Origin of the sequence: Microcoleus asticus IPMA8 (assembly GCF_013179805.1) — a bacterium.
In the GTDB taxonomy this organism is placed as follows: domain Bacteria; phylum Cyanobacteriota; class Cyanobacteriia; order Cyanobacteriales; family Microcoleaceae; genus Microcoleus; species Microcoleus asticus.
Genome location: NZ_SRRZ01000008.1, coordinates 86,980 through 92,979, shown reverse-complemented (window position 1 = coordinate 92,979; position 6,000 = coordinate 86,980). Strand labels below are relative to the sequence as shown.

Here is a 6,000-nt window from a genome sequence, read left to right as displayed (position 1 = left end):
CCCTCCTATATGTCTATTTCATCTCCGACACCAACACCTAGTCCCACAGAAACTCCGACAGAAACTCCGACAGAAACACCAACTCCGACACCAACTCCGACAGAAACGCCAACACCAACGGCAATTCCCACAGAAGTTACGACAGAAATTCCTGCAGAGATTCCCACAGCAACTCCGACACCGACAGAAATTCCGACAGAAGATTGCCCCTGTAACTCTCTATCCCTCCCAAATCTCAACCAACCCAATCCTGTAGAAAAGGTAGTTGTGAATAGTGCGATCGATCTACCCCTCACAGGTACTGCTAGCAATGAGACATTCGACGGCAGCAGCAGCGAGGATTATTTCCAGGCAAAAGAAGGTAACGATAACCTGTTTAGCGGCGAAGGAAATGACTTTTTAAACGGTAACGAAGGTAACGAGTTTATCTCTGGTGGAACGGAAGATGACTTGCTTTTTGGTGGCAAGAATCAAGACATTATTCTTGGTAATGAAGGAAGAGATACATTATGTGGGAATCAAGGAGAAGATTCGCTAAATGGCGGAGAAGATAGCGACTTCATTCACGGCAACGAAGACTCGGATTTCTTGGATGGAGGAAAAGGAAACGATTTCTTATTGGGAGGTAAGGATAGAGATTTAATTTTAGGCAGTGAAGGCAACGATACTCTGTTGGGAAATTTAGGTGACGATACTGCCTGTGGTGGCGGTGGCAACGATACTCTGTTGGGTGATGAAAATAACGACCTACTTGATGGCTGTGAAGGAAATGATACGATTTGGGGAGGAAAAGACAATGATACCATATTTGGGGGAGCGGGAGACGACTTTTTAAGCGGCGATTTGGGAGATGATTTTTTAATTGGAGGAAGTGGAAACGATCGTTTTCTGCTTTGGGCAGATTCAGCAATCGATACCATTCTAGATTTTGAACCCGGAAAAGATACGATCGCCCTTACTAGAGGTTTGACTGCCTCTCAACTGTCCATTACTCAAGCCAACAGCGACACCTTAATCCGCTTGACAGCAACCGGTCAAATTTTAGCTACTCTCAATAACGTATCAGGACTTACACAACTAGGATATTAAAATTTGTTTGTAGTTGCGCTTGGGTGTTCAGAAACCAGGTTTTTTTACGAAAATACGCAGGTTGTGACCCGCAGATTCGGTAAAAAACCTGGTTTCTTGGGTGAGAGTGCGTAAGTCCTGACCTAAAAATTACGATCGCCAACCTGACTTTTTCCAACTTTAATATTTTGAGTACCTGATTTTTTCGGATACATCGTTGCCAAAACCCTTTTTTTAGGCTTTTAAATTACCTGATTTTATTCCCATTGTCGCTCACTCGATTTGAGAAGAAACTGGTTTACATAGAACAAATTGCTTGGGTCGCAATTGCTATTGCACCAAGTCCACAACAAAAAGGAGCAACAAAAATGTCATCAGTTATCAACGGTACTCAATTCGACGACAACAACACTGTCAACGGCAACGGTCAATTCCACAAATCCTTAGTTGGAGACGATTGGACGATCGACGGTCAAGGTCAAATTCAGATTGCAAATGATACAATCTACGGCTATCAAGGCAACGATAAATTGTTCGGCCGCGGCGGAGATGACATCCTCTACGGCGGCTTCGGCAGCGACAAGTTAAATGGCGACACCGGCAACGATAAATTATACGGCGAAGCTGGCGAAGATTTCCTATACGGAGGCAGCGGTAAAGATACCCTATCGGGAGGGTTGCACAACGATTATCTATTCGGAGGAAGCGGCAAAGATTATCTCATCGGCGGCGACGGCAGCGATTATCTTGACGGTGCTAATTTTTCTGGGGCTGGTAACGGTATAGGCGCAGGTAGCGAATCCGATTCTCTCGCCGGCGGCGCGGGAACAGACACCTTTGTACTCGGCAACGTTAATAACGTTTACTACCTGGGAACTGGCCATGCTACTATTACGGATTTTAGTTTAGGTCAAGATAAAATCCAAATTAAAGGTCAGGTAGGGGACGGCTACACTCTCAAAACTGGCGATTGGAACGGCAACAATGTTCAAGATACTGGTATCTTCTACAAGGATAACTTGATTGGCGTTGTACAAAGCACAAACTTAACTAATGTCAACCCAAATCAAGTATTCTTATCCGCGCCTCCTATCCCTCAATAGCCTTAATTATCGCTGTTACAGGGCGGTCAGCAGAGCACCGCCCTACTTTTTTAAATCTGGAGTTTGTTATCATGAAAATTGCGAATCATCGCCAAAAAATCAACAGACTTGTCTGCACAACTTTGACCTTGATTTCAGCTATCCTCATAGCAGGCTTGGGAAAGCTTTCAGAGTCCAACAACAACACAGCTTTAGCGCAAGAAAATATCCCCGTTAGCGGTAGCGGTGACGCGCAACTCCAGCCGATTTTGCAATCCCTAACAGAATTCATGCGCCACCGCTGCGTCGGTGCGGCCGTACTCGGTGTTTCTGTTAAAGGTAAACCCGTCGGTGTGTGGGGTGTCGGCCGCATGAAAGGCAGACCTACTAATAACTGGAATCCGGCTTGCGGCGACGATATGCAGGCTCCTCTGGCTCCCCCAGTCGCGGCAGATACCCCCATGCGTATGGGCAGTATCAGCAAGCCTGTTACCTTTGCAATGGTGCGCTGGGCGCTTAAACAGACGGCGCGCGATCGCGCCGGTTTAGAACTTACTGATGACCAAATTGAAGGGATGAAATTGTTCGACCCCCAGCATTATCCGCCGCTAATTCCCGGTTTAAACAAGCAATATCCAGTAGCGATTATCCCTGAAAGATTGCACGCCGTATTTTCGGGAAAAGTCAAATTTCCGGTTCCGGTGAAAGACAAAAACTGTGCCAATCTCAACGCGGGATTTGCAGATCAACAGTGGCAAAACGTCACCCTCGGACATTTTTTGTCGCACCGATCGGGACTTCAGCGCAGCGCGCCAAGATACGGTCAAGATATGATTGCAAATTTGCCAGTGCTTCGCAATCTGAAAACAGCAGCCGATTTCCAAGCACAAGAACAGCTACTTGTCAGCGAATGGGGCAGCAAATCTGTCAATTCAGCAAAAAATCAACTCGGCATTTCTGCTAGCGCTGGCTATTTTTTGCCCAGTCCCACTTTAACAGAAACTATGCAGGTTTTGGCAGGGCGATGCCTTCAGTATCCTCTCGGTCAATATCACTATTCCAATACCAGTCCCGCATTTCCTACGATTATTTTGCAGCAGTTGGTGGCTTCCGGGAGCTATGCTGCTAAAATGGGTAAACCAGCAACTCATCAAAGTTCGGCTTTGGAGGTTTTCTTCAAAACCGAGTTAGGAATTCCTACTGCGGCTGACCGGGGAATTTTCATGAGCCAAGAAGTAGAAAATATTGGCGATCGCGAGCCTAAAAAACGGCATTGGAACGGGAAAAATTACTATGGTCAAGGATGGGATTTGAAGCGACCGCACTGCATCTGGAAAGGTAGCTTATGCGATTTTGCTACTTGGTTAAATCCGAAGCCGGGGAGAATAAATTGGTCTTGGAATTTAAGCCAAGTTCCCTTTAGCAGCAGAAACACTGATTTGAGTCCTGGCACTGGTTCCCTTGCTGCGGAAGCTGAAGTTTTTCTCAAATTCATGTCAGAATATTGGGTGGGCGGTTATGAGAATAACCCGCGCATCGGAGAAAAGCGAAATAATGTTTGGAATCGATATACTGCCCACAACGGAGCGCTTGACGGTACTCATGCTTGGGCAATCCAGCTAGGAGGAAATAATAATCCGAAAGAGTGGAAATTGCCGCCGCTGGACGATCGAGGTCGCATCCTTGATGATTTTGCTAATTTGAAGATGTATGCGGGTGTGTTGCCGGATGGAGTTGATATTTTTGTGGCTGTCAATCAGAATGCCGATCGCAAATGTGTTGAGGCTAAAAGCTACAATTGCGGGGATGCTTACGGAATGTTGAATAATTTTATTTTGTACGGTGTTTCTCAGGTAAATTGGAATCTCGTTGCACCTCGTGCCGTTCAAAAATAAAAGTTATAGCATTGTACTTTAGGCATTGTATACTATTCATTTTAAATCCTAAAAATGCTTTTGACCCAGAGTATAATTGGCTCCAGCTAATCCAAACGAATTAGCGCTGTTGATAAGCAGTCCGGCATCTAAATTGTATTTGGGGCGCGAGTAAGATACGCACAATAATTTCATCACACTTGACTATAAAATTTAGATGTGCCTTAGCTTACCAGTTCCAAAAAAATGCAATTCTAGAAAAGGTTCAAACCCGATAGTCATCAGTCATAGAGCAATCCTTGCAGGAGTCGTAAATTTTTACCCCACCCCAACCCTCCCCTTGCTAAGGGGAGGGAGTAAGAAATTCACAAATGATGCGAGGATTGCTATAGCTAATGCTTGAATCTAAAATATACTTCCTATTCTCAAAAATTATGCCATAGTGATGTAAGAAATCGTTTCCGAAAGATTTATCCTGTTTGTGGCGCAAGGCGATTAAATTATTTTTAACGACTTAGGTGTTAAATCAATGCTTTTTGGTAATCTACTTTGAGGCAATATTTGTTAAAGTCTCACTATTATTGTAGCCTATTTTAGGACAATGATATTAGTTTAAACTGATTAAAAATTAGGCTGCGAAAATCCGATGATCCACAAGAAGAACCGCAAAAAGTTACCCTTATTAGCAACGTTCTTAGTCTCGCAATTTATCCCTTGGTTCCTGAGTGCGATCGCACTATTTCTCAGTCTCTGGGTCATCCTACCAGCACCCACGATGTTACTGTACCCTTTGGCGGTGGGAGCACCAGAAATTAGTCCTTGGTTGGTCGGTATCAATACGATCGCCCTTCTGCTGAACTTGCTCCGACGGCATCAAGGCAAAGTCTACATTATTTTGTCAATTTGTAACCTGTTCGCCCTAATCCTGGGCCTGCTTCCACTGATTCAGTTCCCAGCAGCCAATGCAGCGATAGCTACCCAAATGCAAGCAGTTCTAGGGGAAAACTATTTAGCAGCCGTTCCTCAAGCCGATCGCGCGCAGCTACGCCCTCAACCGTTTATCCTCGCAGATGCGTTCCGAGGAATTCCGATTAGAGACGTTAGGATCGATCGGGCTATTGGATTTGCCAACCCTGACGGAGTTTCACTGCAACTAAACCTTTATCGGCCGGTGGAAATTGGCAAATATCCGGCGATTATCACGCTCTACGGGGGAGCTTGGCAGAGAGGCAATGCCGATTCCAATGAGGAATTCAGCCGCTATATGGCCGCCCAAGGCTATTGTGTGGTTGCAATTGCTTACCGCCACGCTCCCAAGTATAGATTTCCTGCTCAGATTGAGGACGTACAAGCCGCTCTTTCCTATATCAAAACTCATGCTGCTGATTGGGAACTCGATCTCGATCGAATTGCTCTGATGGGAAGGTCGGCAGGTGCCCATTTAGCAATGCTAACTGCTTATGATTCAAGTGTGCTTCCAGTTCGAGCAGTGGTGAACTATTACGGGCCAAATGACCTGATTCGGGGATACAATGACCCACCTTTTCCTGATGCCATAAATGTTCGAGCCGTCTTGCGTGCCTTTCTGGGAGGAACGCCAGATGAACTCAACGAGCTTTACCGTCGAGCTTCTCCCATAAATTATATTAAACCGAATCTTCCCCCTTCTCTACTGGTTTATGCAGGTCGCGACCATATCGTTCAAGCTAAGTTTGGTCGATCGCTGTACGAACGATTGCGAGCCACGGGCGATCGGGCTATTTTGCTCGAAATTCCTTGGGCTGAACACGCCTTTGATGCAGTTTTTAATGGGCCGAGCAATCAACTGGCTTTGTACTACACAGAACGCTTTTTGGCTCATACCCTGAAGTCTTCCGATTACAAACCAGTTAAATAAGAGTTTAAAATTTACTCATTTATGCTCAATAAACGGCGTCTCAAACTGTCTGAACTATTGCTCTAAATCTCTTCATTTT

The 6,000-nt window shown here is 45.3% G+C and carries 4 protein-coding genes; all 4 read left to right on the top strand.

Annotated elements, in window-relative coordinates:
• The coding region (locus E5S67_RS03680; protein WP_281363517.1) for a calcium-binding protein at positions 1–1,089 on the top strand (1,089 nt) is incomplete at its 5' end.
• A gap of 347 nt (positions 1,090–1,436) precedes the next feature.
• Positions 1,437–2,171 (top strand): calcium-binding protein, encoded by a 735-nt coding sequence (locus E5S67_RS03675; RefSeq protein ID WP_172185586.1) that lies wholly within the window; start codon positions 1,437–1,439, stop codon positions 2,169–2,171.
• A gap of 71 nt (positions 2,172–2,242) precedes the next feature.
• Positions 2,243–4,045 (top strand): serine hydrolase, encoded by a 1,803-nt coding sequence (locus E5S67_RS03670; protein WP_172185584.1) that lies wholly within the window; start codon positions 2,243–2,245, stop codon positions 4,043–4,045.
• A gap of 625 nt (positions 4,046–4,670) precedes the next feature.
• Complete coding sequence (locus E5S67_RS03665) at positions 4,671–5,921, top strand: alpha/beta hydrolase (RefSeq protein WP_172185582.1); 1,251 nt, start codon at positions 4,671–4,673, stop codon at positions 5,919–5,921.
• The last annotated feature ends 79 nt before the right edge of the window (positions 5,922–6,000 follow it).